The 24,363-nt window shown below is 71.5% G+C and carries 19 protein-coding genes; 7 read left to right on the forward strand and 12 right to left on the reverse strand.

The features are described 5' to 3' along the window. Positions 1 to 77: 77 nt before the first annotated feature. From AOJ26_RS03045 to AOJ26_RS03055, 3 genes are read left to right on the forward strand one after another with little or no spacing between them, the layout of a single operon-like run. Positions 78 to 1,238 (forward strand): ATP-binding protein, encoded by a 1,161-nt coding sequence (locus tag AOJ26_RS03045; protein WP_053846588.1) that lies wholly within the window; start codon positions 78 to 80, stop codon positions 1,236 to 1,238. Continuing rightward, complete coding sequence (locus AOJ26_RS03050) at positions 1,235 to 4,762, forward strand: vWA domain-containing protein (RefSeq protein WP_053846589.1); 3,528 nt, start codon at positions 1,235 to 1,237, stop codon at positions 4,760 to 4,762. The genes AOJ26_RS03045 and AOJ26_RS03050 overlap by 4 nt, the downstream gene beginning before the upstream one ends. Further along, positions 4,759 to 6,654 (forward strand): SWIM zinc finger family protein, encoded by a 1,896-nt coding sequence (locus tag AOJ26_RS03055; RefSeq protein WP_053846590.1) that lies wholly within the window; start codon positions 4,759 to 4,761, stop codon positions 6,652 to 6,654. Before AOJ26_RS03050 ends, AOJ26_RS03055 begins: the two co-directional genes overlap by 4 nt. Positions 6,655 to 6,963: 309 nt before the next feature. On the opposite strand, the gene AOJ26_RS03060 is transcribed toward AOJ26_RS03055, so the two are convergent. Beyond that, a complete protein-coding gene (locus tag AOJ26_RS03060) occupies positions 6,964 to 7,578 on the reverse strand; it encodes a hypothetical protein (RefSeq protein WP_143663588.1) in 615 nt (204 codons plus the stop codon). 461 nt (positions 7,579 to 8,039) lie between these two features. Between AOJ26_RS03060 and AOJ26_RS03065 the strand changes: the two genes are divergently transcribed. After that, the gene (locus tag AOJ26_RS03065) at positions 8,040 to 8,531 is read left to right on the forward strand and encodes a hemerythrin domain-containing protein (protein ID WP_053846592.1); all 492 of its coding nucleotides are present in this window, start codon (positions 8,040 to 8,042) and stop codon (positions 8,529 to 8,531) included. Between the two features lie 242 nt (positions 8,532 to 8,773). On the opposite strand, the gene AOJ26_RS03070 is transcribed toward AOJ26_RS03065, so the two are convergent. Beyond that, on the reverse strand, positions 8,774 to 8,944 hold the full coding sequence (locus AOJ26_RS03070) for a hypothetical protein (protein ID WP_053846593.1): 171 nt from the start codon (positions 8,942 to 8,944) through the stop codon (positions 8,774 to 8,776). A gap of 197 nt (positions 8,945 to 9,141) precedes the next feature. Beyond that, a complete protein-coding gene (locus tag AOJ26_RS03075; RefSeq protein ID WP_234358426.1) occupies positions 9,142 to 9,549 on the reverse strand; it encodes a HEAT repeat domain-containing protein in 408 nt (135 codons plus the stop codon). 177 nt (positions 9,550 to 9,726) lie between these two features. Here AOJ26_RS03075 and AOJ26_RS03080 point away from each other — a divergent pair, with 177 nt between their 5' ends. Continuing rightward, the gene (locus AOJ26_RS03080; RefSeq protein WP_053846594.1) at positions 9,727 to 10,953 is read left to right on the forward strand and encodes a cytochrome P450; all 1,227 of its coding nucleotides are present in this window, start codon (positions 9,727 to 9,729) and stop codon (positions 10,951 to 10,953) included. 88 nt (positions 10,954 to 11,041) lie between these two features. Here the strand turns inward: AOJ26_RS03080 and AOJ26_RS03085 are convergent, their stop codons facing one another. The 5 genes from AOJ26_RS03085 to AOJ26_RS03105 form a co-directional block, all read right to left on the reverse strand. Further along, positions 11,042 to 12,307, reverse strand: coding sequence for a cytochrome P450 (locus AOJ26_RS03085; RefSeq protein WP_053846595.1), 1,266 nt, complete (start codon positions 12,305 to 12,307; stop codon positions 11,042 to 11,044). Further along, positions 12,304 to 12,921, reverse strand: a complete 618-nt coding sequence (locus AOJ26_RS03090; protein ID WP_053846596.1) for a GTP-binding protein — start codon at positions 12,919 to 12,921, stop codon at positions 12,304 to 12,306. Before AOJ26_RS03090 ends, AOJ26_RS03085 begins: the two co-directional genes overlap by 4 nt. Then, positions 12,902 to 13,258, reverse strand: a complete 357-nt coding sequence (locus tag AOJ26_RS03095) for a DUF742 domain-containing protein (protein WP_053846597.1) — start codon at positions 13,256 to 13,258, stop codon at positions 12,902 to 12,904. Before AOJ26_RS03095 ends, AOJ26_RS03090 begins: the two co-directional genes overlap by 20 nt. After that, positions 13,255 to 13,674, reverse strand: coding sequence for a roadblock/LC7 domain-containing protein (locus tag AOJ26_RS03100; protein ID WP_053846610.1), 420 nt, complete (start codon positions 13,672 to 13,674; stop codon positions 13,255 to 13,257). Before AOJ26_RS03100 ends, AOJ26_RS03095 begins: the two co-directional genes overlap by 4 nt. A 137-nt stretch (positions 13,675 to 13,811) precedes the next feature. Next, complete coding sequence (locus AOJ26_RS03105) at positions 13,812 to 15,536, reverse strand: sensor histidine kinase (protein WP_234358424.1); 1,725 nt, start codon at positions 15,534 to 15,536, stop codon at positions 13,812 to 13,814. A gap of 643 nt (positions 15,537 to 16,179) precedes the next feature. On the opposite strand from AOJ26_RS03105, the gene AOJ26_RS03110 reads away from it, so the two are divergent. Next, positions 16,180 to 16,458: a WhiB family transcriptional regulator gene (locus AOJ26_RS03110; RefSeq protein ID WP_053846598.1), complete on the forward strand. Its 279-nt coding sequence runs from the start codon at positions 16,180 to 16,182 to the stop codon at positions 16,456 to 16,458. A gap of 129 nt (positions 16,459 to 16,587) precedes the next feature. On the opposite strand, the gene pntB is transcribed toward AOJ26_RS03110, so the two are convergent. Continuing rightward, the gene (pntB, locus tag AOJ26_RS03115; RefSeq protein WP_053846599.1) at positions 16,588 to 18,054 is read right to left on the reverse strand and encodes a Re/Si-specific NAD(P)(+) transhydrogenase subunit beta; all 1,467 of its coding nucleotides are present in this window, start codon (positions 18,052 to 18,054) and stop codon (positions 16,588 to 16,590) included. Positions 18,055 to 18,060: 6 nt separating this feature from the next. Further along, a complete protein-coding gene (locus AOJ26_RS03120; protein WP_053846600.1) occupies positions 18,061 to 19,617 on the reverse strand; it encodes a Re/Si-specific NAD(P)(+) transhydrogenase subunit alpha in 1,557 nt (518 codons plus the stop codon). Between the two features lie 262 nt (positions 19,618 to 19,879). On the opposite strand from AOJ26_RS03120, the gene AOJ26_RS03125 reads away from it, so the two are divergent. Beyond that, the gene (locus tag AOJ26_RS03125; RefSeq protein ID WP_053846601.1) at positions 19,880 to 21,076 is read left to right on the forward strand and encodes a spore photoproduct lyase family protein; all 1,197 of its coding nucleotides are present in this window, start codon (positions 19,880 to 19,882) and stop codon (positions 21,074 to 21,076) included. Between the two features lie 69 nt (positions 21,077 to 21,145). Here the strand turns inward: AOJ26_RS03125 and AOJ26_RS03130 are convergent, their stop codons facing one another. Together AOJ26_RS03130 and AOJ26_RS03135 are read right to left on the reverse strand one after the other, a co-directional pair. Then, the gene (locus AOJ26_RS03130) at positions 21,146 to 22,219 is read right to left on the reverse strand and encodes a TetR/AcrR family transcriptional regulator (RefSeq protein ID WP_234358425.1); all 1,074 of its coding nucleotides are present in this window, start codon (positions 22,217 to 22,219) and stop codon (positions 21,146 to 21,148) included. A 188-nt stretch (positions 22,220 to 22,407) separates the two neighbouring features. Next, on the reverse strand, positions 22,408 to 24,270 hold the full coding sequence (locus AOJ26_RS03135; RefSeq protein ID WP_063790219.1) for an FAD-binding protein: 1,863 nt from the start codon (positions 24,268 to 24,270) through the stop codon (positions 22,408 to 22,410). Positions 24,271 to 24,363: the final 93 nt, after the last annotated feature.

A 24,363-nucleotide genomic window follows, 5' to 3' on the forward strand; every position in this document is an offset into this window, starting at 1 on the left:
CCCGCCGACGGCGCCCCTCCCCCCACCTGCACTCCCCCACACATCGACACCGACCGATCTACCGAGCAAGGACCTCCATGCCCCTGACCGACACGGTGACGGCCCTTCCGGCCCGGCAGACCCTGCCCGCCGAAGAGCGCTTCGCCACCGAACTCGCCTTCCTCGCCGCCCACGACGACGGCCCTCGCCCGCCCGGCTGGCTGCTGACGCCCCGCGCGGTGATCACCTTCGTCTGCGGCAGCGGCGGCGAAGCCCTCAAGCTGCCCGAGGCGACCGAGGGAGTGCCGGACGAACTCGTGATCGCCCCGAAGTTCGTCGGTGAACGCGCCCTGGTGGAGCGGTGCGTGGTCACCCTCGCCGGCGAGCGCGGGCTGCTGCTCGTCGGCGAGCCGGGCACCGCCAAGTCCATGCTGTCGGAACTGCTGTCGGCGGCCGTCTGCGGCACCAGCGCGCTCACCGTGCAGGGCACCGCGGGCACCACCGAGGACGCCCTGCGCTACGGCTGGAACTACGCGCTGCTCCTCGCCCAGGGCCCGACCCCGCAGGCCCTGGTGGACTCACCGGTGCTCGCCGCGATGCGCGCCGGGAAAGTGGCCCGTATCGAGGAGATCACCCGCTGCCTGCCCGAGGTGCAGGACGCCCTGGTGTCGATCCTCTCGGACCGGCGGATGAGCGTCCCGGAGCTGTCCGGCACCGAGGACGCCCAGGTCGCCGCCGTTCCCGGCTTCACCGTCATCGCCACCGCCAACCTCCGCGACCGCGGGGTGTCGGAGATGTCCGCCGCCCTCAAACGCCGCTTCAACTTCGAGACGGTGCACCCGATCGCGGACGTCGAGGCCGAGACCGAACTCGTCAAGCGGCAGGCCAAGGCGGCCGTCGCACGGGCCGGCGCGGCCTTCGGCGTCGACGACGCGGTCCTCGACGTCCTGGTCACCGTCTTCCGCGACCTGCGGGCCGGACGCTCCGCCGAGGGCTGGGACGTCGAGCGCCCCGGCACGGTGATGTCCACCGCGGAGGCGGTGCAGGTCGCCGTCTCCCTGGGGGTGGCCGCCGCCTATCTCCCCGGCGGGGACACGCTCGACCTGGTACCTGGCCATCTGCTGGGCGTGGTCCGCAAGGACGACCCGTCCGACCATGCGCGACTGCTCGGCTACTGGGACGGGCCGGTGCGCCGCCGCGCCGAGGACGGCTCGGCGACCTGGCGGCGCCTGTGGGACCTGCGGGAGAACCTCCGGTGACCCTCGCCCTGGAACCGAGGGCGGCCCTCACCGCCCTCGCCGACTGCACCGCCCCGTACCTGCTGGGCGTACGGCACCACAGCCCCGCGCTCGCCGCCGCGGTGCCCGCGCTGCTGGACGCCGCCGGTGCCGAGGTCGTCTGCGTGGAACTGCCCGTCGACTTCCAGTCGTGGCTGCCCCATCTCGCCGCGCCGGGCACCCACGCCCCGGTCGCGCTGGCCGGGGCCGGCGAGGGCGGCCGACTCGGCTTCTACCCCTTCGCCGACTTCTCGCCCGAGCTCGCCGCGGTCCGCTGGGCACGGGAGCGCGGGGCGGAGGTCGTCTGCTGCGACCTGCCGATGTCCGACCCGCGGTGGGGCACCGAGGGGCCCGCCGCGGCCGCGGACGGCCGGGGTCCTTCCGCCGGGGCGCCCACCGCGTTCGCGGCGGCGCTGACCGCGTCCGGAACCGGCCGCGACGACGACGACATGTGGGACCGCAGCGTGGAGGTCCTCGCCCCCGGCTGCACCCCGGAAGCGATCCGCCGGGCCGCACTGGGCGTCGGCTGGGCGCTGCGCCGTGACGCCGAGTCGGGGGGCGGTGTGCCCGCGGTCGATCTGGCGCGTGAGGCCCACATGCGCGCGGTGCTCGCCCGCGCCTCGGCCGACGGCCGCCGGATCGCAGCCGTCGTCGGAGCCTTCCACGCCCCCGCACTGACCGTGGGGGAAGCGGCCGAGCCCGCTGGGCCGGCCGATATCGGTGACGCCCCGGCCGTGGTCACCTCTCTCGTGCCGTACGCGTTCGACCTGCTGGACTCGCGTTCCGGCTATCCGGCGGGCATCCGCGACCCGCGCTGGCAGCAGGCGGTGTTCACCGCGGGCGGCGACCCCGAGCGACTGCACGACGCGGCCGCGCGGGCGGTCACCGACGTGTGCCGCGAGCTGCGGGCGGCCGGACACGTCGCCGGCACGGGCGAGGCCCGGGAGACCCTGCGCGTCGCGTGTGACCTGGCCCGGCTGCGCGGACTGGCGGCGCCCGGCCGCGGCGAGGTGCTGGAGGCGCTCACCACCGTCATGGGCCAGGGCGAACCGCTGGGCCGCGGCCGGGCACTGGCCCGGGCGCTGGAGACCGTCCTGGTCGGCACCGCCCGGGGCCGTGTCGCCCCCGGCACCCCCCGCTCCGGTCTCGGCCCCTCCGTCGAGGCCGAACTCACCGCACTGCGCCTGCCCGGACCGGACGACCCCGCACCGCGTGAGCTGCGGCTCGACCCCCTGCGCTCGGCCCTCGACGGCCGACGCGAGGTCCTCCTCCAGCGGCTGGCGGTGTGCGGCGCCGGGTACGGCGAACCGATCCAGGTGGCGGGCACCGGCGACACGGCCGCCCTGACCACCCGATGGCGGCTGGCCTGGACGCCGGCGGTGCCGGTCCGCCTGGACCTGGCCGGCATCCGCGGCGTCACCGCGGCCCTGGCCGCCGAGGGCACCCTGCGGGAGACCTTCCGCAGGGAGGCCGCGGACGGCGGAGCCACCAGCGCCCTGGTCCTCGCGGGTCTGCGCGACGCGGCCCGCTGCGATCTGCCCGCGCTGGTGTCCGAGCGGCTCGCCGACGCCGCCGAGGTCCTTCCCACCTGTGCCACCCTGCCCGAACTCCTCGCCGCCCTGGACCTGTTGGAGGCCCTCCAGCGCGGCCATCTGCCCGGTACCACCCCCGAGAGCCGGCAGAGCGCCGCAGAACTGGCCACGGAGCTGATGGAATCGGCCGTGCGGTCTCTGCCGGGCCTGGCGGGCAGTGACGACCCGCAGGACGCGGACGCCCTCGTGGCGCTGGCCTCCCGGGCGGGCGAACACCGCCTGGGCCTGCGGATGGACGACGCCCTGGACGACCTCGCGCGCCACGGGTCCCCGCTCATGCAGGGAGCCGCGCTCGCCGCCCGGGTCATGCTCGACCTGGACGACGCCGACACCCTCGGCCGCCGGGCCGCGAGCTGGATCGACAACGCGACCGGTCCGGAGGCCCGGCAGGCGATGAGCCGCCGGCTCACGGGACTGGTCAGCGCCGCCGCTCCGCTGCTCCAGTCGGCGCCGGCCGCCCTTGACCCGCTGCTGGACCGGATCGACACGCTCACCGACCAGGGGTTCCTCCATCGGCTGCCCGCCCTGCGCGGCGGCTTCGACACCCTGAGCCCCGCCGGCCGCGACCGGTTGCTGTCCACGGTGACCGAACGCCTCGGGGACCGTCTCGACCTGTCGCTGAGCGCCTCGCCGCAGTTGCTGGCGCTGTGGACGGCCGCCGACGCGGCGGGCCGGGCTGCGGTGACGTCCCTGCGCCCGCCGCTGGGGACGGGACTGGACGGCACCGCGGGCACCGAGGACCCCGCGCGGGACGAACCCGGGCCACCCGCCGAGGCACCGGCCGGTCCCGCCCTCTACCTGACGCCGGCCGACCGCTGGCGCCTGCTGCTCGGCCGCGAGAGCGAGAAGCTGCCGCACAACGCCCGCCGTCTCGCCCACGCGCTCGACGAGCTGTACGGCACCGGCCGCGGCGAGGGCTCCTCGGACCTCGGCCGGGAGGGGGGCCAGGGCGGCAGCCAGGACGCGTCCTTCCCGACGGCCCGTGAATGGGCGGAGGAACTGGACGCGCTGTTCGGCGCCGACGTCCGCGAAGAGGTCCTGGCGCGGGCAGCCGACCTGGGCCGCACCGACGTCCTGGCCGAGCTGGACCCCAAGGCGGTACGCCCCTCGGTCGACCTGCTGACCTCCGTGCTGTCCCTGGCCGGCGGGATGCCCGAGCAGCAACTCGCCAAGCTGCGCCCGCTGGTGCGCCGCCTGGTCGACGAACTGGCCAAGGAACTGGCCACCCGGCTGCGCCCGGCCCTGACCGGACTGGCCACCCCGCGTCCCACCCACCGCCCCGGAGGACGGATCGACCTGCCGCGCACCCTGCGGGCCAACCTCGCCCGCACGCGCCGCGCCGACGACGGCCGCACCCTGATCGTCCCGGAGCGGCCGGTGTTCAGCACCCGTTCCCGCCGGGAGGCGGACTGGCGGCTGATCCTGGTGGTCGACGTGTCCGGATCGATGGAGGCGTCCGTCGTCTGGTCGGCGCTGACCGCGGCCGTCCTGGGCGGAGTGCCCACGCTGAGCACGCACTTCCTCGCCTTCTCCACCGAGGTGATCGACCTGACCGACCGGGTCGACGACCCGCTGTCGCTGCTGCTGGAGGTACGGGTCGGCGGGGGCACCCACATCGCCGCGGGCCTCGCCCACGCCCGGTCGCTGGTGACCGTGCCCAGTCGCACCCTCGTGGTGGTGGTCAGCGACTTCGAGGAGGGGTATCCGCTCGGCGGACTCCTCGGCGAGGTGCGGGCCCTGGCGGGCTCCGGGGTGCATCTGATGGGCTGCGCCGCCCTGGACGACACCGGCACCCCGCGCTATTCGGTCCCGGTCGCCCAGCAGCTCGTCGCGGCCGGCATGCCGGTCGCCGCCCTCAGCCCTCTCGCCCTGGCCCGCTGGGTGGGCGACCGCCTCCGCGGAGAGAACCGATGAACACCGAACTGCCCCCCGTGGCGCCCGAGGTGGTCGCCGCCGCCGTGGAGCACCTGACCTCCCGGCTGCGCAAGAAACTGGACGCCGCCATCGAGACGTACACGGCGCTGCCCGTCACCGCGGACGGCACGGTACGGCGCGTGCGGTGCGGCGAGGATGCCGAGGTCACCCTCACTCCCGGCCCGTCGGGGGCGGTCACGCACGCCGACCAGGCGCAGTGCAGTTGTCTGCTGGCACCGCGGTGCCTGCATCGCGCGGCGGTCCTGGGAGCCGCGCCGGTGGCCGACGCCGACGTGGTGGCCGAGGCCGCGGACCAGCCGTCGGGGCGCGGCACCGAGCAGGCCGGACCAGTCGGCGGCGAGCAAGCCGAACGGGTCGGCGGCGAGCAGGAGTCCGGGACGCCGGACACCGACGCGACCGCCGCAGCGCCGCCCGGCCCGGCGGGCCCGAGCGCGGCACAGGTCGCCGCCGCGGCCGGGCTGTGGGCCGCGGCGGCGGCGGTGCTGGCCGCAGGAGTGCCCGGTGCGGGCGCCGTACCGCAGGCGGAGGTGCTGCGGGCCGCGCACACCGCCCGCCTCGCCGGTCTGCACCGGGCCGAGGCGGCCGCCCTGCGGGTGGTCCGCGCGCTGCGCGCCGCCCGGGCCCGCCATGACGGCCACCGGCTGGCCGACCTGGTCGCCGGACTGCGGGAACTGCTGCTCACCAGCGGCCTGCTCGCCGCGTCCGACCCCGACCCGGCCCTGGTCGGCACCGCCCGGCGCGGCTACCGCCCCGGCGGCGGCCTCAAGGTGCACGGGGTGTGCCGGGAGCCGGTGATCTCCGCCACCGGATACGGCGGGGTCGTCACCCATGTCCTCGCAGAGGACGGGCGCTGGTTCTCCGTGTCGGACGTCAAGCCCGGCGGTCCGGCACGGGCGCGCGGCGCGGCCACCGCCACGGTCGCGCTCGGCGCCGGCAGCCTCGATCACGCGCAGCTCTCCCGGAGCGGCCTGCTGATCTCCGGCGCGACGCTCTCCCCGGACGGCCGTCTCGGCGCCGGCAAGGGAGTACGGGCCACCCCGGTCACGGGCCTGTCCTGGACGTCGGGACAGCTCGCCCCTCTGTTCGCCCGCCCGCTCGCCCAGGCCGCCGCGGCCGGACTCGCCCCGGGCGACGCCCCGGAACGGTCCGAGGCGCAGGCCGCTGAACTGATCGGCTGTGACGTCGTCGTCGTGGGGGCGGCCGGGGACCACCTGCTCGCGCGGGAACTGGTTCCCGACGGAGCCGACCGCGAGGGGCTGCTGATCCGCCTGCTGCCGGCCAACGGCCACCCGGAGTTGGCCCATGCGGCCAACTTCCGCAAGCTCGCCGCGCGTCCGGGACTGCGGCTGCGCCTCGTGGGCCGCCTCGATCCCGACCGCGCCGCGACACTGCGGCCACTGGCAGTCGGCCCCGTGCCGGACGGTACGGCCACGCTGCGGCTGCCGCCCGAGTGGGCGGGCCACGCCGATCTGGGGTACGACCGGCTCGAGGGCGCGCACTTCCCGACGGCTGCCGAACTCCCTCCGGTGGAAGGTCCGTCCGCGCTGCCGCCGGACCCGGTGTCCGAGGCACCCCTGTGGCGGCTGCGGCGACTGGTCGAGGTCGCGGTGTCCGGTGGCCGCCGGGCAGCCGCCGAGCCCGCACGGGACGGTGCCCGCGCGTCGGGCGCCGTAGCGCTGCGCCGCAGCGGTTTCCAGACGGCAGCGGATCTGGCGGAGGCCCTCGCCGCGGAGGCGGACCGGCGCGGCCGTGACGTGTTCGGCCGCACCCAGCAGGCCGATCCGGACGCATACGCGCGGGTGTGGCTGAGCGCGGCCGTGTACCTGTCCGGCACCGAGCGGGCCCTGGTGGAGGCGACATGGCAGCCCTGATCCGCACCGGTCGCCCTCGCTCGGACCGTCCGAGGCGAGGGGGTTGCCCAGCCTGACTGCCTGCGGTGTCTGCGCGGTGGCCGCGTGAACACCGGTCCGTTCCCTCCTCCCGGAACAGGCCCGGGAGGAGGGAACGGGGCGGCCGGGCGTATCCGCGCGCCACCCGAGGATCGTCCGGGGTGCGGCCGACGCGGGATGTGACGTGTTCGGCGGGATGAAGCCGACCGCCGGTTGGCGTCCCGCACGGGAACACGCTCGGCCTGCCCTTGGTGCGGGTCACCGCGGCCGCGTCGTACGGCCTGACTGACCTCAGCCCAGGTTGAAGTCGAGGTTGGTCACGTACCAGGAGCCCTGGATCCTGCTGGACTCGACGTTGATGTCGAGTTGGTCCTGCGTCACCCCGGTGGAATGGGACAGGACGACCTTGTCGAGGGCCTGGCCGTCGACGTTGATCTCGGCGGCGGGGACCGTGACCTTGTCACCCGTGCCGGGAGCCTGTGTGACCTCGACCTTCGGGTCGTCCGAGGGCGGGTCGGGAGTGAACGACTCCTTGAACTTCCCCAGCGCCGACTCCATCCGCTCGCGCTCGGGCGCGTCGGCGCCGCACGTCTTCTCGCTGCCGACCCGCGCGGGTTCGGAACCGTCCGCCGGTTCCGCCATCAGCAGGCACGCCTGCTCGATGTCACCCTTGATCAACGCCGCGACCCAGCCGGCGACGGCCTTCTCGGCAGAGGACCGGTCCACGCCCGATGCCGGTGACGAGACGGCGTCTGCCGGCTCGCTCGAGTCGTCGACGGGGGAACCGCTCGCGGACGGCTTCTTGCCCTCGGCCGGCTTCGGGTCGTCCGAGCAGCCGGAAAGACCCACGACCGCCGCGACCACAGCTCCCGCGATCGCACCGACCCGTCTCGTCCTCTGATCCACTAACACCACTTCAACAGCCTCTCTCTGTACTCTCAACTGCAACAGCGGAGCCGGGAGTTGACTCACGTCTCGACCCCGCTTCACCCTCAAGACGACCAAGAGGACTGGACGGTTCTGCTTTGGACGGTCGTTTACGCCATCAGATCGCCGGTGACGGATGACGGGTGCCGGACATTTCGAGCGGGACCGGAATTCTGGCGTCGTATCGTCTCCACGATCCGCCCTGCGCCGTCTCGCCACTCTCCTGATATGACGGGTTCTCGTACCCGCCTCACGGCCGGCCGCACAGGCGCGGCATTTCCACGTGTCCCGGTACGTCACCGAAGCCCGCGGGCGGATGCGGCGAACTTATCGTGATCGCCTCGCAACTCCTCGTCATCCGATCGGGCCGTGGTGAAGACCGCAAGACGGGGTAACCGGATTCCTGCAAGGTCCCTCGCACGAAAGTGATGCCTACCCCCATGGCGCAGACACGAGACGTCGTTGAACTCATTCTCCAGGACCACCGGAAGATGGAGGATCTCTTTCGCCAGATGCGCAGCGTCGAAGCCGACCGGGCTTCCGCCCTTCGGGAATTCTCGGATCTGCTGATCGCGCACGCTCTGGCGGAAGAGGCGAAGGTGTATCCCGCCCTGAAGCGCTACAACAAGATCGACGACGATGAGGTGGAACACGGCGAGGAGGAGCACGAGGAGGGCAACAAGGCGCTCCTGGAACTCCTGGAAGTCGATGAGGTCGGCTCCGAGGAGTGGGACGAGAAGCTGGAAGAGCTCGTGCAGGCCGTCACACACCACGCCGACGAGGAGGAACGCACCATCCTGAACGGGGCTCGGGAGAACGTGGCCATGGAGCGCCGCGAGGAACTGGGCGAGGCGTTCATGGAAGAGCGTGAGCGTCAGCTGAAGTCAGGCTGCGGTTCGGTCGACAACGTGCGCCAGATCGTCGGCTCCTGACCGCTTGAACAGTCACGCCCTCGGATGATCGGCACCGGGACGCACCCGGCCGTGACCTCCGACTCACCGCGCACCGGTGAGCTCACATCACGGAAATTCGAACAAGCCGGGCCCCGCCTTCGGGGCCCGGCTTCGACAATGCCGCCATTGCCATAGCTTGCCTATGAAAAGTCTCTCTGATCCCGGAGATGCTTGTGGGCCCCTGACCTGTCAGGGGCCCACACACGCTGTTGCTCAGCGGGTCACCAGCGATACCAGCGTCCCTTTCGGCCGCCTGAGTCCGCGGAACGCATGACGAAGCCGAGCAGCCAGATCACCAGCACGATGACGGCGAGCCACCACAGTGCCTTCAGTGCGAAACCAGCGCCGAAGAGAAGCAGGGCCAGCAGAAGAACAACCAGCAGGGGAACCATAGTTATCAACCTCCGTCGCTCCTGATGCCCGGCAAATGCGAGAACACGCAGCAGATCTACCTGGTTTCTTCACCACTCTCGCGGGAATCAGCACGAGTTTCGACAGTTGTCTTCGTCGGTGTCGTCCCGGGAATGCGGGACCATGACCACCGCGCTGTCGGGCGGACGCAAGGCACGGCACCCACAGGCAGGTCGCGTCAGCACCGCGTGCCGTCCGTCCACGCCGAGATCTCCGCGGCACCCCGCCGCACAGCTTCTTCCTGATCCTGGGCGAGCTTCGCGCAGACCGCTGCAACGTCGGGCACACCGTCCGCCTCCGCCAGCGCGTCATGCACCCCGGTCTGCAGCCAGTCGGCGTGATTCCCGTCAGCCCCGGCGACCGCGACGGCGATCAGCCGCACAGCGGCCGCCGTGCCCACCCGGGCCAGGGCCTCCGCCGTCCGCCGGGTCACCGCCGTGTCCTCGTCGTCCAGCAACAGCCGCACCAGCACTTCGGCAGCCTCAGGAACCTCAGCGAAGGACGCAAGGTCGCGCCCGGCACGAGCACGTCGCTCCCACGAAGGAGACGACGCCGCAGCCAAGGCCGCCTCCAAGTCACTCATCATCTCCGGCACGAGAAGACAGTCTCCCGCACACGCTTGACGGAGCACCCCGCCGGACGACGGCGGGCCGCTCTAACCGACTTGTTTGTACGCTCAACTTCGGCCAGGACTGGCCTGTTTGAGCCACTGGAAGATCATTAATCTGGTGCAGAGCACAGGCATCTACCGTTGAGGAGTCGCGTGTCCACCGCCCAGCAGGTACCTGACATCCTGTCGCCAGAGTTCGCCGAGAATCCCTACCCCGCCTACGCGGAGATGCGGGAGAAAGAGCCTCTGATCTGGCACGAGGCCACCCAGAGCTACATCATCTCCCGCTACGAGGACGTGGAGCGCGTCTTCAAGGACAAGAAGGCGGAGTTCACGACCGACAACTACAACTGGCAGCTCGAGCCGGTCCACGGCAAGACGATCCTCCAGCTCAGTGGTCGCGAGCACGCCGTGCGCCGGGCGCTGGTCGCACCCGCCTTCCGCGGCAGCGACCTGCAGGAGAAGTTCATGCCGGTCATCGAGCGCAACTCCCGCGAACTCATCGACGCCTTCAGACACACCGGTTCCGCCGACATCGTCAGCGACTACGCCACTCGCTTTCCGGTCAACGTCATCGCGGACATGCTGGGCCTCGACAAGGCCGACCACGCCCGCTTCCACGGCTGGTACACCACCGTGATCGCCTTCCTCGGCAACCTCGCCGGTGACCCGGAGGTGACCGCGGCGGGCGAGCGCACCCGGGTCGAGTTCGCCGAGTACATGATCCCCATCATCCGCGAGCGGCGTGAGCGTCCGGGAGACGACCTGCTGTCCTCGCTGTGCGCCGCGGAGGTGGACGGCGTGCGTATGAGCGACGAGGACATCAAGGCGTTCTGCAGCCTGCTGCTCGCGGCCGGCGGGGAGACCACCGACAAGGCGATCGCCAGCATCCTGGCCAACCTGCTCCGGCATCCGGAACAGTTGGCGGCGGTCCGCGAGGACCGCTCCCTGATACCCGCGGCCTTCGCCGAGACTTTGCGCTACACCCCGCCCGTGCACATGATCATGCGGCAGTCGGCCACCGAGGTCGAGGTCAGCGGGGGCACCATCCCGGCCGGCGCGACCGTCACGTGCCTCATCGGCGCCGCCAACCGGGACGAACTGCGCTACCGCGAGCCCGACCGGTTCGACATCTTCCGCGACGACCTCACCACCACGTCGGCCTTCTCGGCCGCCGCCGACCACCTGGCCTTCGCGCTCGGCCGCCACTTCTGCGTCGGCGCGCTCCTCGCCAAGGCGGAGGTCGAGACCGGCGTGAACCACCTGCTCGACGCGATGCCCGACCTTCGTCTCGCCGACGGGTTCGAGCCGGTCGAGCAGGGCGTGTTCACCCGCGGCCCGCAGGCGCTGCCGGTGCGCTTCACCCCGGCCGGAAACTGAACGCCACTCCCCCACACGGCCGTTCCCGCCACCGCCCGCCCCTGACGGATCCCACGGATCGCGCGGAGAGGGCGGCGGCGAGGGACGGCTACTGCACCGCCGGCGTGAACTGCACGGGCAGGGAGGTCAGTCCGCGCATCCAGATCGACGGACGCCACGTCAGTTCCTCGGGCTCGACGGCCAGAACCAGGTCCGGGAGGTGCTCCAGGAGCGTCTCCACCGCCGTACGCGCCATCACATCCGCCAGCAGGGGCGCGGGATAGGGGCAGCGGTGCTCGCCGTTGCTGAAGGACAGGTGCGCCGAGTTCTCCGCGCCGACGTGCGACTCGGGCCAGATCTGCGGGTCGGTGTTGGCGGCCGCGAGGCCCAGCACGAGGCAGTCTCCCTCGCGGATGAGACGCCCGCCGAGCTGGGTGTCGCGCACGGCCCAGCGGCCGATGAAGTTCTGCGTGGGTGTGTCCAGCCACAGCACCTCGTTCAGCGCGTCACCGACGCTGACCCGCCCCCCGGAGACGTTCAGCGCGAAGCGCTCGTCGGTCAGCAGCAGTCGCAGGGTGTTGCAGATCCAGTTGGCCGTCGGCTGCTGTGCCGCCGCGATGACGGAGATCAGGTCCTGCACGATCTCCTCGTCGCTGAGCCCGGCCGGGTCCAGCACCATCCGGGACGTGACGTCCGGCCCGGGCCGCTCCCGCTTCTCCTTCACCAGATGCACGATCCGCTCGCCGACCCGCGTGTAAGCCGCCACCGGGTCGTCCCCCTCACCGGCGTCGAGCGAGATCCGCAGGTCGTCGACGAGCTGCTCGGTGTCGGTGCTGTCCTGCGGCATGCCGCACATCCACAGCACGGCACGGGCCGGCAACGCGTGCGCGTACGCGCTCATCAGCTCGGCCTGGCCGCTGCCGGAGAACGAGGAGATCAGCTGACCGGCGATCAGCTCGCACTCGCGGGCCAGCTCGAACTGGTCGACGCCCTCCAGCGCCTGGGTGATCACACCCGCCCGGCGCTGGTGCTCCGCGCCCTCGGTGAACAGGACGGACGGCTGGTAGCCGACGAACGGCAGGAGCGGCCAGTCCGCCGGAATGCGGTCCCACTGGTTCCAGCGCCGCGAGTCCCGCGCGAACAGTTCGTCGTGACTGGTCACGTAGCAGACCTCGGGATAGCCGAGGACGAGCCAGGCGGGGATGTCGTTGTCGAGCAGCACCGGCGCGACCGGCCCGTGTTCCCGGCGCATCGAGCGGTACATCTGGGAGGGCGTCTGCTGGTACTCCAGGCCGCTCAGGTGCACCGCGGCGTCGTGTGCGGGGCAGCCGGGAGGCGGAGTGGCCGCGGACGGGGAGCCGGTGGGATCGCTCACGGTGTGCTCTCCTGGGACAGTGCGATGGAGTAGAGGTGGTCCACGAGGGCGATGAGGACCTCCTTGCCCGAGGATCTGACCCGTGCGTCGCAGTCGACCATCGGCACATGCGCGCCGAGTGCGAGGGCCGTGCGGATCTCCTCGAGCGAGTACCGGTTCTCGTCGCCGTCGAAGCGGTTCACGGCCACCACGAACGGGGTCCTGTGGTGTTCGAGCCTGTCTATCGCGTACCAGCAGTCCTCCATGCGGCGCGTGTCGACGAGGACGACGGCGCCCAGCGTCCCGGAGAACAGGCGGTCCCACAGGAACCAGAACCGCTCCTGGCCCGGTGCCCCGAACAGATAGAGGACCATGCGCTCGTTGAGACTGATCCGGCCGAAGTCGAAGGCGACCGTCGTGGTCGTCTTGCCCTCGACACCGGCCGTCTCGTCGACGCCCTGCCCCGCCTGAGTCATCAGCTCCTCGGTGTTCAGCGGGCGGATCTCGCTCACCGAACGGACCAGGGTGGTCTTGCCGGCCCCGAACCCGCCCACCACGACGATCTTCAGACCGGTCTCGGCGGCATCGGCCAGCGGCGTGCGCTGGGAGGGAAGCTCAGAGGTTGCGGAGCCCATTGAGGACCTCCTGGAGCAGGGCGGTTTCGGGAAGCGACGCGACGGAGTCGGCGGCGCGGGGATGACGGGCGCTGACCTTGCCCATGTCGTGCAGGTCGCCGACGAGGATGCGGGCGACCGTGACGGGCAGCTTCAGCTCGGCGGAGATCTCCACCAGTGCCGTGGGGTGCCGGCACAGCTCGAGGATCCTCACGTGCTCCGACTGCATGCCGGTGCTCGGTTCGCTCTCGCTGACGATGAGCGTCACCAGGTCGAACGAGTCGTCGGCCGTGCTGCGCCCACCGGTGACCGTGTAGAGCCGGTCGGGATCCCCGACGTCCACTGGTTTACGGATCACGCGCGGGCACCCCGGCCGGCGGGCGTGCGCGGCTCGGCCCGCAGATGCTCCCCGATCTGTTCGACGAGTTCCGTCATCTGGTGGCCGACGACTCCCGGATCGGCGTCCTCCTGGGCGACGACGGCAAGGTGCGCGCCCTCGCCCGCCTCCACGATGAACAGCAGGCCGCCGTGGAACTCGGTCATGGAGTGCCGCACGCCCCCCGATCCGTCCCCGAACTCGACGGAGGCGCCCTGCGCGAGGGCCTGGATGCCGGAGCAGATGGCCGCGAGCTGGTCGGCCTGGTCGAGCGTCATGTGCTCCGTCCAGCACAGCTTCAGGCCGTCCCGCGACAGGACGAGCGCGTGGCGCGTGCCCGGGGTGCGCTCCAAGAGGTTCATCAGGAGCCAGGTGAGGCTGTTGTCAGTGGTCTCCATGGCGATCGGGACGGGTTGCGACCGGTCGACGGTCACCCGGCCCGTTCCTCCAATCCATCGAATACGGCGGCGAGGTTCTGGGTGTGGGGTGCTGCCCGTGCGGTGTGCGCAGGCCGAGAGGTGCGGGGGTGCGCGGCTCAGTCGGCCGCGGGGTCGTGCCCGTCGTCGGGCGGGCTGACGGAGTCGCCGGGTACGCCGCCGCCGTGACGGGCACGGTGGAAGGCGCCGAACCTGCTTCCGGCATCGCGGGCGGGCGACGGTTCACCCGGCTCGGCCGAGGTCGTCGGGGTGGCCGCCTGCTTCTGCCGTGCGCGCTCGGCGGCGGCCATCGTCCGGCCGGGGGCACGCACGGGCAGTGCGTTGCCGGTGGCCGCGCCACGGGCGGCCGGGGCATCGGCGCCGGGCGCCGCCTCCTCGGACGCGACCGGTTCCACGGACGTGACCGGATCCACGGACGCGGTCGGTTCCACGGACGCGGTCGGCGGGGTGCGCGGGGCCGGCGTCCTGTCGGCTCCAACGGCGGGTGCGGGCACGGCGGGAGTTTCCGCGGTACGCCGCGGACGCTCGGCGACGGGCTCGCGCTGCTGGGCCAGGAGCTGCTGGGGCAGCAGGACGACGACGCCGGTGCCGCCACGTGAGGAGGGCCGGTAGTTGACGCTGATGCCGTACCGCTCGGCGAGCCGTCCCACCACGGTCAGACCGAGCCGGGTGCCCTGCAGCGAGGCGAGGTCGGTGACCCGGCCCGACACGGACTCCTCGGCACGGCGCATGGCGGCGTCCGACATCTTCAGGCCGCTGTCCTCGATGGTGACGACGAGACCCGCGCTGCGTTCCTCGACGTAGACGTGCACCTCGTCGATGGGCGGCGAGAAGTTCGCGGCGTTGTCCATGAGTTCGGCGAGCAGGTGCATCACGCCCTCGGCCGCGAAGCCCGCGATCGACGCCTTGCTGGAGGAGTGCAGGCGCACCCGGCGGTAGGCGGCGATACGGCCGACGGCTCCGCGCAGGATGCTCTCCATCACGATCGGCTTGTTCCAGACCCGGCTGGAGCGGCCGCCCATCAGCAGGGCCAGCCGGTCCGTCATGAGACCGAGCTGGGAGGTGCTGTGATCCAGCCGCAGCAGGTCGCCGAGGACGTCCTGGCCGTGCCGGTCCTGCATCTCCCGCAGATCGGCCAGCATCGCGACGGTCTTGGACTGGACCCGGCTGAGCGCCTTGGCGGAGGCCGCCTGGGCGGCGGCGGAGCGCCGTTCGCTGTAGGCGAGTTCACGGACGAACCACTCGGCCGTTTCCCGGACCAGGGCATTCTGCGGCCAGTCGAACTTGGTGAGGACGGTGTTGCCGGAACTGCCCTCCCGCAGCAGGGCCACCGCGGCAGGCAGGGTCTCCTCGGTCAGCCTCTCGAGTTCCGCCCTGCCCCTCGCCAGTTCGCTACGCATCCCGCGCAGCTCGGTCTCGGCGGTGACGGCCCGCGTCACCGCCGCGCCCAACTCCGCGGCGAAGGTGTCCAGTATCTGGCGCAGTTGCGGGTCGGACGGGGTGGCGACCCGGGAGACGGCTTCCTCGGCGCTCGCACCGCCGTTCAGATGCCGCGCGACCCCTGGCAGACCCACGTTGACGAGCTGGGCGACCTCGGTGCCCTGCTTCTTCCAGTTGTCCTTGGTCATCCCGAGCTCGCTGTCCCGGGCGGCCGCCTGCCGACGGACACGACGCAGGAGGTAGACGGCGATGCCGGTGACGAGGGCGAGACAGCACCAGGCGGCGATCACCGTGCCCAGCACCCAGGAACGGGCCGCCGCGGGAGCGAGAACGGCGGCGGCAGCGGCGGCACCCGCCGCCACGAGCAGAACCGCCGGGAACACGGCCGGAGAGGAACTCGCCCCTTTCCCACGTCGACGCTGACGGGAGCGAGCAGGCACTGGCATTCCGCGGTCCCTCGGTTCGTACGAGCAGAAGGTGGACGACTGCGCGTCGTCGGCGTTCCGAAGGGCGACCGCTCACGGACGGTGCGCTTCCGGCTCACGCGTGCCGCTCATGCTAGTCACCCTTTCGAGTGGCGGAAGCACACCAACGCCCCCATCCTGCACACGAGTTCACTTAGTCGGGAAACAGCCTTCGCCATTGGTGCGTGTGGTATGCACCTTTGCCCGGTGCGGGTGGATCCCGCACATGCGGAGTTCAGCGATCCGGGACACGAGACAGGCACACCGCCCCGCCGCAAGGGGCACACGCCGTACCGGCAGGGCATCTTTTCGGCCAAGTTTCGAGCCGGGCCTCGACCTGGAGTGACATGAACACTTAAGAGCAGCGATCGACCGACGGATCACGGCCTCAGGGAGCACACCGTCCCTTACGACGACTCCGACATCCGCGGCCACTATGCCGTGAATATCCCCTATGGCCTTCTGTCGGTCGTGCGGCATAAGATGCTGAGCACCTCTGCCGGGACCGTGGCTCCCAAGCCGCGTTCACACCTGTGCCCTGGTCGGACCGCGGAGGTGCGGTATGGCTCGTACACCCTCGATCGACAATCATCACTCCGGCTGGCGCTTCCGGGCGCTGTGCGTGGGCGAGGACCCCGAACTGTTCTTTCCCCTGGTGGAGACGGACGTCGCGACGGCACCCGCCCGGGCCGTGTGCCGTCGCTGCCCGGTGCTGGCCGCCTGCCGCGACTGGGCCGTCCGCCACGGCGAGGCGGACGGCGTCTGGGGCGATACGACCGCGAGCCAGCGCAGAGCGATCCGCGGCGCCCTCCTCAGTGACCGCCCCGCCCGGTCCACCTGAGCGGGGTCACCGGCGTGGGGCGACGGCGGCGGCACGGGAGATGCGGCAGGGCCCGGATCCGCGGCACCGAGGCCTCGCCGACCGATTCCCGCACCTCCGCCCGCCAGCGAACACGAAGGAACCAAGCCGTCAGCGACTGGGCACCGTCGGCTGTCGCGCCGCCGACGCCTCGTCGTGCCGGCTTTCGGTGCCCAGTGCGCGCAGGATCTCCTCCACGCTCTGTCTGGCGTCGCCGAACAGCATGCTGCTGTTCTCCCGGAAGAACAGGGGGTTCTGCACGCCCGCATAACCGGAGGCCATGGAGCGCTTGAAGACGACGACCTGCTCCGCCTCCCAGACCCGCAACACCGGCATCCCGGCGATCGGGCTCGCCGGGTCGTCGGTCGCGGCCGGGTTGACCGTGTCGTTCGCGCCGATGACCAGCACGACCGAGGTGGCGCCGAAGTCGTCGTTGATCTCGTCCATCTCCAGGACGATGTCGTAGGGCACCTTCGCCTCGGCCAGCAGCACGTTCATGTGACCGGGCAGGCGTCCGGCGACGGGATGGACCCCGAAGCGCACCTCGACGCCCCGCTCGCGCAACCGCCGCGTCAGCTCGGCGACGGGATGCTGGGCCTGCGCGACGGCCATGCCGTAGCCGGGAGCGATGATCACCGAGCGGGCCTGGACGAGCATCTCGGCCACCTCCGCCGCCCGCACCTCCCGGTGCTCCCCCTGCTCCTCCGCGCCCCCGGACGGCGCCTCGATGCCGAATCCGCCCGCGATGACGGACAGGAAGGACCGGTTCATCGCCTTGCACATGATGTACGACAGGTAGGCACCGGAGGAGCCCACCAGCGCGCCGGTGACGATGAGCAGGTTGTTGTCGAGAAGGAAGCCGGACGCGGCCGCCGCCCAGCCCGAGTAGCTGTTCAGCATGGAGACGACGACGGGCATGTCGCCCCCGCCGATGGAGGCGACCAGGTGCCAGCCGAGGGCCATGGCCAGCGCGGTCACCGCGATCATCAGGGGCAGGTTCGGACTGATCGTGAACCACACGGTCAGCGCGACGAACGCCGCGAGCGCCCCGACGTTCAGCCCGTTCTTGCCCGGCAGCATCAGCGGCCGGGACTTGATGCGCTCCGACAGCTTCAGGAACGCGACGATCGAGCCGGTGAAGGTGACCGCGCCGATGAAGATGCCGATGAACACCTCGACGTGGTGGATGCCCAGCAGGTCGGCACCGATCCGGTCCTGCGCCGCGCCGTGGTGCTCCACCTCCAGGTAGCTGTTCCAGCCCACCAGCACCGCGGCCAGGCCGACGAAGCTGTGCAGCACGGCGATGAGTTCGGGCATCTGCGTCATCTCGACGCGCCGGGCCCGCCACAGGCCCATGGCCGCGCCGAGCGCCATCGCCAGCACGATCAGCGCGACCGCGCCGGCGCTGATGCTCCGCGACGCGACCACCACGGTGGCCACCAGGGCGAGACCCATGCCGGCGATGCCGTAGACGACGCCGGCGCGGGAGGTGCGGTGCTGGGACAGGCCGGCCAGGCTGAGGATGAACAGCAGGGCGGCGACCAGGTCGGCCGCGTGGGAGGCCGTCAGGGAGGTCATCTCGGCTCAGCCTTTCGAGAACATGGACAGCATGCGGCGGGTGACGGCGAAGCCTCCGAAGATGTTCACGCTCGTCAGCAGGATCGCCACGAAGGACAGCGCGGTGACGATCCGGCTCTCGTGCCCGATCTGCAGCAGGGCACCGATCACGACGATCCCGGAGATCGCGTTGGTCACCGACATCAACGGGGTGTGCAGCGCGTGGTGCACCTTGCCGATGACGTAGTAGCCGATCACCACCGCCAGCGCGAACACGGTGAAGTTTCCGGCGAGTTGGGCCGGAGCGAAGGCCACCAGCAGGAACATCGCGAGCATTCCGAGCCCGATCAGGCCGAAGCGCCGGACGGGCGACAGCCCCGGCCGGTCCGGTGCGGGCGCCTCGGGTGCGGCCGTGGCCGGTGCGGCAGGGGCGGCCGAGACCGCGACGGGGGGCGGCGGCCAGGTGACGTCACCGTCCCGCACCACGGTCACCGCCCGCTGCACGACGTCGTCGAAGTCGATGTTCAGACGGCCGTCCTTGCCCGGGGTCAGCAGTTTCAGCAGGTTCACCAGGTTGGTGCCGAACATCTGCGAGGCCTGGGCCGGGAGCCGGGAGGCCAGGTCGGTGTAGCCGATGAGCGTCACGCCGTTGTCGGTGACCACGATCCGGCCCGGCACGGTGCCCTCGACGTTGCCACCCATCGCGGCGGCCATGTCGACGATGACGCTTCCCGGCTTCATCACGGCCACGTCCTCGGCGGTCAGCAGCCGCGGCGCGGGCCGCCCGGGGATCAGGGCGGTGGTGATGACGATGTCCACGTCCCCGGCCTGCTCGTGGTAGAGCTCGGCGGCGGCGCGGTCGTAGTCGGCGGAGGTCGCCTTGGCGTAGCCGTCGGCACTCGCCTCCTGGGCGGCGTTCACCGTCAGGTACTCGCCGCCCAGCGACTTCACCTGGTCCGCCACCTCCGGGCGGGGGTCGGTGGCGCGCACGATCGCCCCAAGGCTGGAGGCGGCGCCGATCGCCGCCAGACCGGCCACACCCGCGCCGGCCACCAGCACCTTCGCCGGCGGCACCTTGCCCGCCGCGGTGACCTGACCGGTGAAGAACCGTCCGAAGACGTGCGCGGCCTCGATGACCGCGCGATAGCCCGCGATGTTCGCCATCGAGGACAGCACGTCCATCGACTGGGCCCGCGAGATGCGTGGCACCGCGTCGAGGGCCAGGGCCGTCACCCCGGCGTCGGCGAGCGCCTGGAGCAACCCGGGATTCTGCGCCGGGGCCAGCAGGGCGACCACGACCGCACCCCTCCGCAGCCGGCGGATCTCGGCCTCGGTGGGGGCGTTCACCTTCAGGACGACGTCCGCCTCCCATGCCTCGCCGATCGCGGCGCCGACGTCGGCGTACGCCTGGTCGTCGAAGCCCGAGGCCTCGCCGGCCCCGGACTCGACGACGACCTCGTAACCGAGGCCCAGCAGCAGTCGGGCGGTCGCCGGGGTCGCCGCGACCCGTGTCTCTCCGGAGCCGGACTCGGCCACGACGCCGACGCGGCGAGGAGGATGCTGTGCGCTTTCTTCAGCAGACATGTCCTGTGTCTCTCGTCAAGGAGGTGCGAAAGGGAGATCTGCGCCCCGGGGGGTTACGACGTCCTGCCCCGTGATCGCCCGTACCTAACCCGTCGGCCGAGTACTGACCGACACCACGCGGCGAAGACCTGGGCCTCGTTGTGTGCGGCCTCCGGGCCGCTCCGGCGAACCCTCCCCCGATTCCCCGGCTTCCCGGCCAGGGCCTGCCCGACACTCCGTACAATTGGTATGAACCGCGGCATCGGACGAAGGGAAGCTTCGCGTGACATCCCCCTTCGCCGAACCCGAGCACGGCTCCGACGCCTTGTTCGACCTCGACGCCCTGACCGGGACAGCGGCGGGCAGCGCACCCGTCGGCGGCACAGCCCCGCCCGGCTCCGGCTTCCGCGACTCCCCCGCAGCCCGGACCATGCTGCCGGTGCGCACCGTCTACGCCGAACCCGCGGCCGCCGCATCCCGCCGGGGCCGCGAGATCCTCGCACGCTTCCCCGCCGCGCAGGTCGTCGAGGTGGACTCCCACTGGCGCATCCCGGGCCTGCACGGAAACGAGGACAACGTCGAGCGCTGGGTCCGCGTCAAGGGCGAGACCCTGGTCCTCGGTGAGCGCAAGACCCTGACCACCCGGCCCAACGGACGCTCCGCCGACTTCATCGCCCCCGGCCCCACCAACGGCTGCGCGATGGCCTGCGCCTACTGCTACGTGCCCCGCCGCAAGGGATACGCCAACCCGATCACCGTCTTCACCAACATCGACCAGATCATCGGCCACCTCGGGCGCCACGTCGCGCGCCAGGGCCGTAAGCGGGAACCCAACCAGTGTGACGACACCGCCTGGGTGTACGACATCGGCGAGAACGGCGACTGCTCCGTGGACGCGCTCATCTGCGACAACACCGCGGACCTGATCACCGCCTTCCGCCGGTGGCCCACCGCCAAGGCATCCTTCGCCACCAAGTTCGTCAACCCCGATCTGCTGACGCTGGACCCCCGCGGCCGTACCCGGATCCGCTTCTCCCTAATGCCCGCGCCCGACTCACGACTGCTGGACCTGCGCACCTCCGCGGTGGCCGACCGGATCGCCGCCGCGGCCGACTTCGTGGACGCGGGCTACGAGGTCCACTTCAACCTCTCCCCCGTCGTCCTGCGGCCCGGCTGGCAGGACGACTGGGCCGACGTCCTGCGGCAGCTCGACGACGTCCTGCCCCACCGGGTGAAGCGCCAGGCCGCCGCGGAGATCATCATGCTCACCCACAACCAGGACCTGCACCAGGTCAACCTCGGCTGGCATCCCCGCGCCGAGGACGTCCTGTGGCAGCCCGAGCTGCAACAGGGCAAGCGCTCGCAGAACGGAGCGCACAACGTCCGCTACCGCGACCACATCAAAGCGGAAGCGGTGCGCTCGCTGCGCGGCCTCATCACCGACCATGCACCCTGGCTGCGCGTGCGCTACGCGTTCTGACGACACAGCTTCGACGTGGGAGGTCCGCCCACCCGGCCTGCACCACCCCGTGCGTTCGGGGTTCTCGGGTCACGTCGTGCGGGGCTGTGACTGCCGGGTGAGTCGGGAGACCAGTTCGAGCCAGCCGGCTTCCAGCCGGTGCGGCGGTAGCCTGCACTGTTCGCTCAGGTGCCAGAGAAGGGCTGGATCGAGGTAGCCCAGCGCCGCGTGACTGAGCAGTTCTGCGTCTGCTTCCGGCGCGGCCAGACTGAACAGCAGGCTGACCCGCTCGTGGTACGAGCGCCGGAGTGCGTGTCGGTAACGCTGATCCGGGGAGGGCTCGGCGGCCATCTGGAGTTCCGGCTCCGTGGCATAGCGCTGTATCGCGGCCACGCCGAATGCGCGAAGCTGCTCGATCGCCCTGTCCCGGGTGTCCGCCGGGTCCGAGCCGCTGAGGTGGGCGGCCTGGAACGTCTCCTCGGAGCGTTGCAGCAGGGCCTGCAACAGACCTGTGCGGTCACCGAACCGCCGAAAGACGGTGCCCTTGCCGACGCCTGCCTCGGAGGCGACCGCTTCCATGGTGAGGTGTGACAGTCCGCGCTCGCGCACTATCTGTGCCGCGGCGGTCAGCACCCGGGTGTGGTTGAGTGCCGCGTCCGCGCGCAGACGTCTGCCGGCCTCGCCGCGAGGTGCTGACAGGCGCTGCGGCTGCGCTCCTTCCCTCTGATCGTTGCCCGCCTCGCTGGGACAGGGACAAGCGCTCGGTGAGTGGGCGGCAGTTTGCCGGTCCGGTGCCGTCTGCCGATCCGGTGCCGTCCGCGCGACCGTCTCGGCGAAGGCGTGGGCAAGGCCGGCAGTGTGCCGTGCGGACGGTTCGGGCCCTTCGATCAACGGCAGGAGGTCGGCCAGCAGGCCGACGAAGCGACCGCCGTTCTCATGGATGGCCGTCATCGAGCCTTCCCGTATCGCGGCCCGGAGGCCGGCCGCGTCGAGCGATCCGGTCCCGGCGGCCGACTGCGCGACCAGTTCGGCCAGACGACGTTCGAGGTCGGTCGGCTGCCAGGCGCCCTCACGGAAGTCCCGCATCAGTGCTGCAAGTCGTCCCCGGACGGTGTCGAGGTGTGCATGCTGAGGAGGGTGGGGCACCTCAGGGGTGGTGGACACGCGGAACGCTCCCAAACGGATTCCGGAGTGCGGGTATCGGAGGCATGGAGGTGGTCAGCCGTGGGGTTTCGTGAGTGAGGAATGTGCGGCCGCGGCCACGGCTGCGATGCCGGGCCGCCGGCGTACAAGGGGGCGCCCTGCGGCTGTGTGCTGCGGGCGCCACCCCGGTGGGACGGTGCGTTCCGAGATCAGTCGCCGGGAAGCAACACGGATTCGTCGCCCTCGAACCAGGCGTTGTCTATCGTCAGCCGGCTGATGCGCCAGGTGCTTCCGTCACGCGTCAGTTCTGCGTCGTAGCGGTTCATCATCAGGGCGTGGCGGGTCCGGTCCGGCTTGGGGCCCTCTCCGGGCAGGTAGTGCTGGGCCGTCGCATAGCACTTCACGTGGGCGTTGTCGCCGTCCACGCTGGCGCGGACGTTGCTGATCACGTGGCTGGTGTCGAGCGGGCCGACCGCCGGGATGAGGACGCCCACCACGGTGTCGCGCGGCTTGAGTGCTGGGAAGTCGAGACCGATCTTGCTCGTGGCCGGTGTCAGGTCGACCATGGCGTCCTCGGTCAGTGACGAGGCGAGCAGATCGGCGTCACCGTGGTCGAGCCCGGCCGTGTAGCGGTGGAGTGCGTCGACGATCGCGGCGTGGTCGATCAGAAGCTGCAGTTTGTCGTCGGCCATCGGGCGCTCCTCGGGGGGAATGTTGTGGTTCAGGCGGAAGAGGTTGTCCGGGTCGAAGCGCCTCTTGATGCTGCGGAGCCGGTGGTAGGCGGCTTCGTCGTAGGCCGCGCTCACGTCGGAGGCGCCGGTGTCCTGGGCGGCCATGAAGTTGAGGTACTTTCCGCCCGTCGACCAGGGGTGCATCCGTTGCAGCAGTTCATCGGCGTAGGCGTTCATCGCGGTGAAGGCGTCGGGTGCGCCGACACCCACGACCCAGAGTGCGAACCGGGCGTCCCGGTGTCCGACGGCGTTGTCCGCGGCCCGGCCCAGAGCGCCGCCGAGGTGCCGCAACTCGACGAAGTGCACCGGACAGTCGGCCGCCGGGCCCGCTGCGGCCAGGATTTCCCCGACGGCCTCGGCGGTCAGTGAGTGCAGCATCGCGGTGCGCTCCATGAACGGTGCCGGGTCCGCCGGATCGTTGTGGATCTGGGCGAAGGACGCGTACGGCATGGGGCCCAGAGTGTCCACGAGGACAGGTGCGGCCGCCCGCAGCGGCGCGACCAGCCGGGCGGCCTCGTCCGGCGAGCCGAGACAGGAGATGCGTACGTGCACGGCGAACCGGTCGGCGAGGAACTCCGGCACACCGGGCAGTGCCGGCAGCCGCAGCAGGGCGATCGAGGAGCTCAGATCGTCCGGGGCCCCCGCCGTGACCTCGGCATAGGCGTGCAGGACGGCTTCCGCGTCGGCACCGTCGAAGAAGAGTCCACCCGCCCACAGTTGTTCCACCGGGAAGAGAGCGAACTCCATGCCGGTGACGACGCCGAAGTTGCTCTTGCCGCCGCGCAGCGCCCAGAACAGGTCGGGTTCCGACGCGGCGTCCACGGAACGCAACTCACCGTCGGCTGTCACGACCTCCATGGAGGTGACGTGATCGGCCGCCCATCCGAGAGCGCGGCCCATGGTGGGGCTCAAGCCCCCGCCGAGGGTGTAGCCGATGACGCCGACGAGCGGTGAGGAGCCGTTGAGCGGGGCAAGCCCCAACGGGGTTGCGGCGTCGATCACTTGCTGCCAGCGGGCTCCCGCCGCCACGCGGGCCGTGCGGGACGCGGGGTCGACGCTCACCTGCGTCATCCGGTGCGTGGTGATGAGTACCGCATCGTCGGCCGTGAGGGTCGCCTGATGGCCGGTGGCCATGACGGCGACCGGCAGACGCCGCTGTGCGGCGAAGCGAACGGCGGCCTGCACGTCGGCACTGTTCACGGCCCCGACAACCACGCGAGGGCGGTGGGTCACGGCAAGGTTGAAGGGGGCGCACTCGGCGGCGAAGCCTTCGTCTTCCGGCTCGAGTACGGGCCCGGTGATCTGCGCTGCCAGTTCGGCGCGCGTGAGGGGATTGAGCATGCGTGCATTGCATCGGACGCGTGTCGACGTGGCGTCGACGGCGCGTCGACGAGCCGTTTCGCCTACGTAGCCGCGGGGCGAACCGAAGCCGGT

It is taken from the genome of Streptomyces sp. NRRL B-24085, assembly GCF_001282115.1.
Classification (GTDB): domain Bacteria; phylum Actinomycetota; class Actinomycetes; order Streptomycetales; family Streptomycetaceae; genus Streptomyces.

Coding starts and splice junctions, on each gene's coding strand:
- AOJ26_RS03045 (WP_053846588.1), top strand. CDS start 78: ATGCCCCTGACCGACACGGTGACGGCCCTTCCGGCCCGGCAGACCCTG.
- AOJ26_RS03055 (WP_053846590.1), top strand. CDS start 4,759: ATGAACACCGAACTGCCCCCCGTGGCGCCCGAGGTGGTCGCCGCCGCC.
- AOJ26_RS03065 (WP_053846592.1), top strand. CDS start 8,040: ATGGCGCAGACACGAGACGTCGTTGAACTCATTCTCCAGGACCACCGG.
- AOJ26_RS03070 (WP_053846593.1), bottom strand. CDS start 8,944: ATGGTTCCCCTGCTGGTTGTTCTTCTGCTGGCCCTGCTTCTCTTCGGC.
- AOJ26_RS03075 (WP_234358426.1), bottom strand. CDS start 9,549: ATGATGAGTGACTTGGAGGCGGCCTTGGCTGCGGCGTCGTCTCCTTCG.
- AOJ26_RS03090 (WP_053846596.1), bottom strand. CDS start 12,921: ATGGGCTCCGCAACCTCTGAGCTTCCCTCCCAGCGCACGCCGCTGGCC.
- AOJ26_RS03100 (WP_053846610.1), bottom strand. CDS start 13,674: ATGGAGACCACTGACAACAGCCTCACCTGGCTCCTGATGAACCTCTTG.
- AOJ26_RS03110 (WP_053846598.1), top strand. CDS start 16,180: ATGGCTCGTACACCCTCGATCGACAATCATCACTCCGGCTGGCGCTTC.
- pntB (WP_053846599.1), bottom strand. CDS start 18,054: ATGACCTCCCTGACGGCCTCCCACGCGGCCGACCTGGTCGCCGCCCTG.
- AOJ26_RS03120 (WP_053846600.1), bottom strand. CDS start 19,617: ATGTCTGCTGAAGAAAGCGCACAGCATCCTCCTCGCCGCGTCGGCGTC.
- AOJ26_RS03135 (WP_063790219.1), bottom strand. CDS start 24,270: ATGCTCAATCCCCTCACGCGCGCCGAACTGGCAGCGCAGATCACCGGG.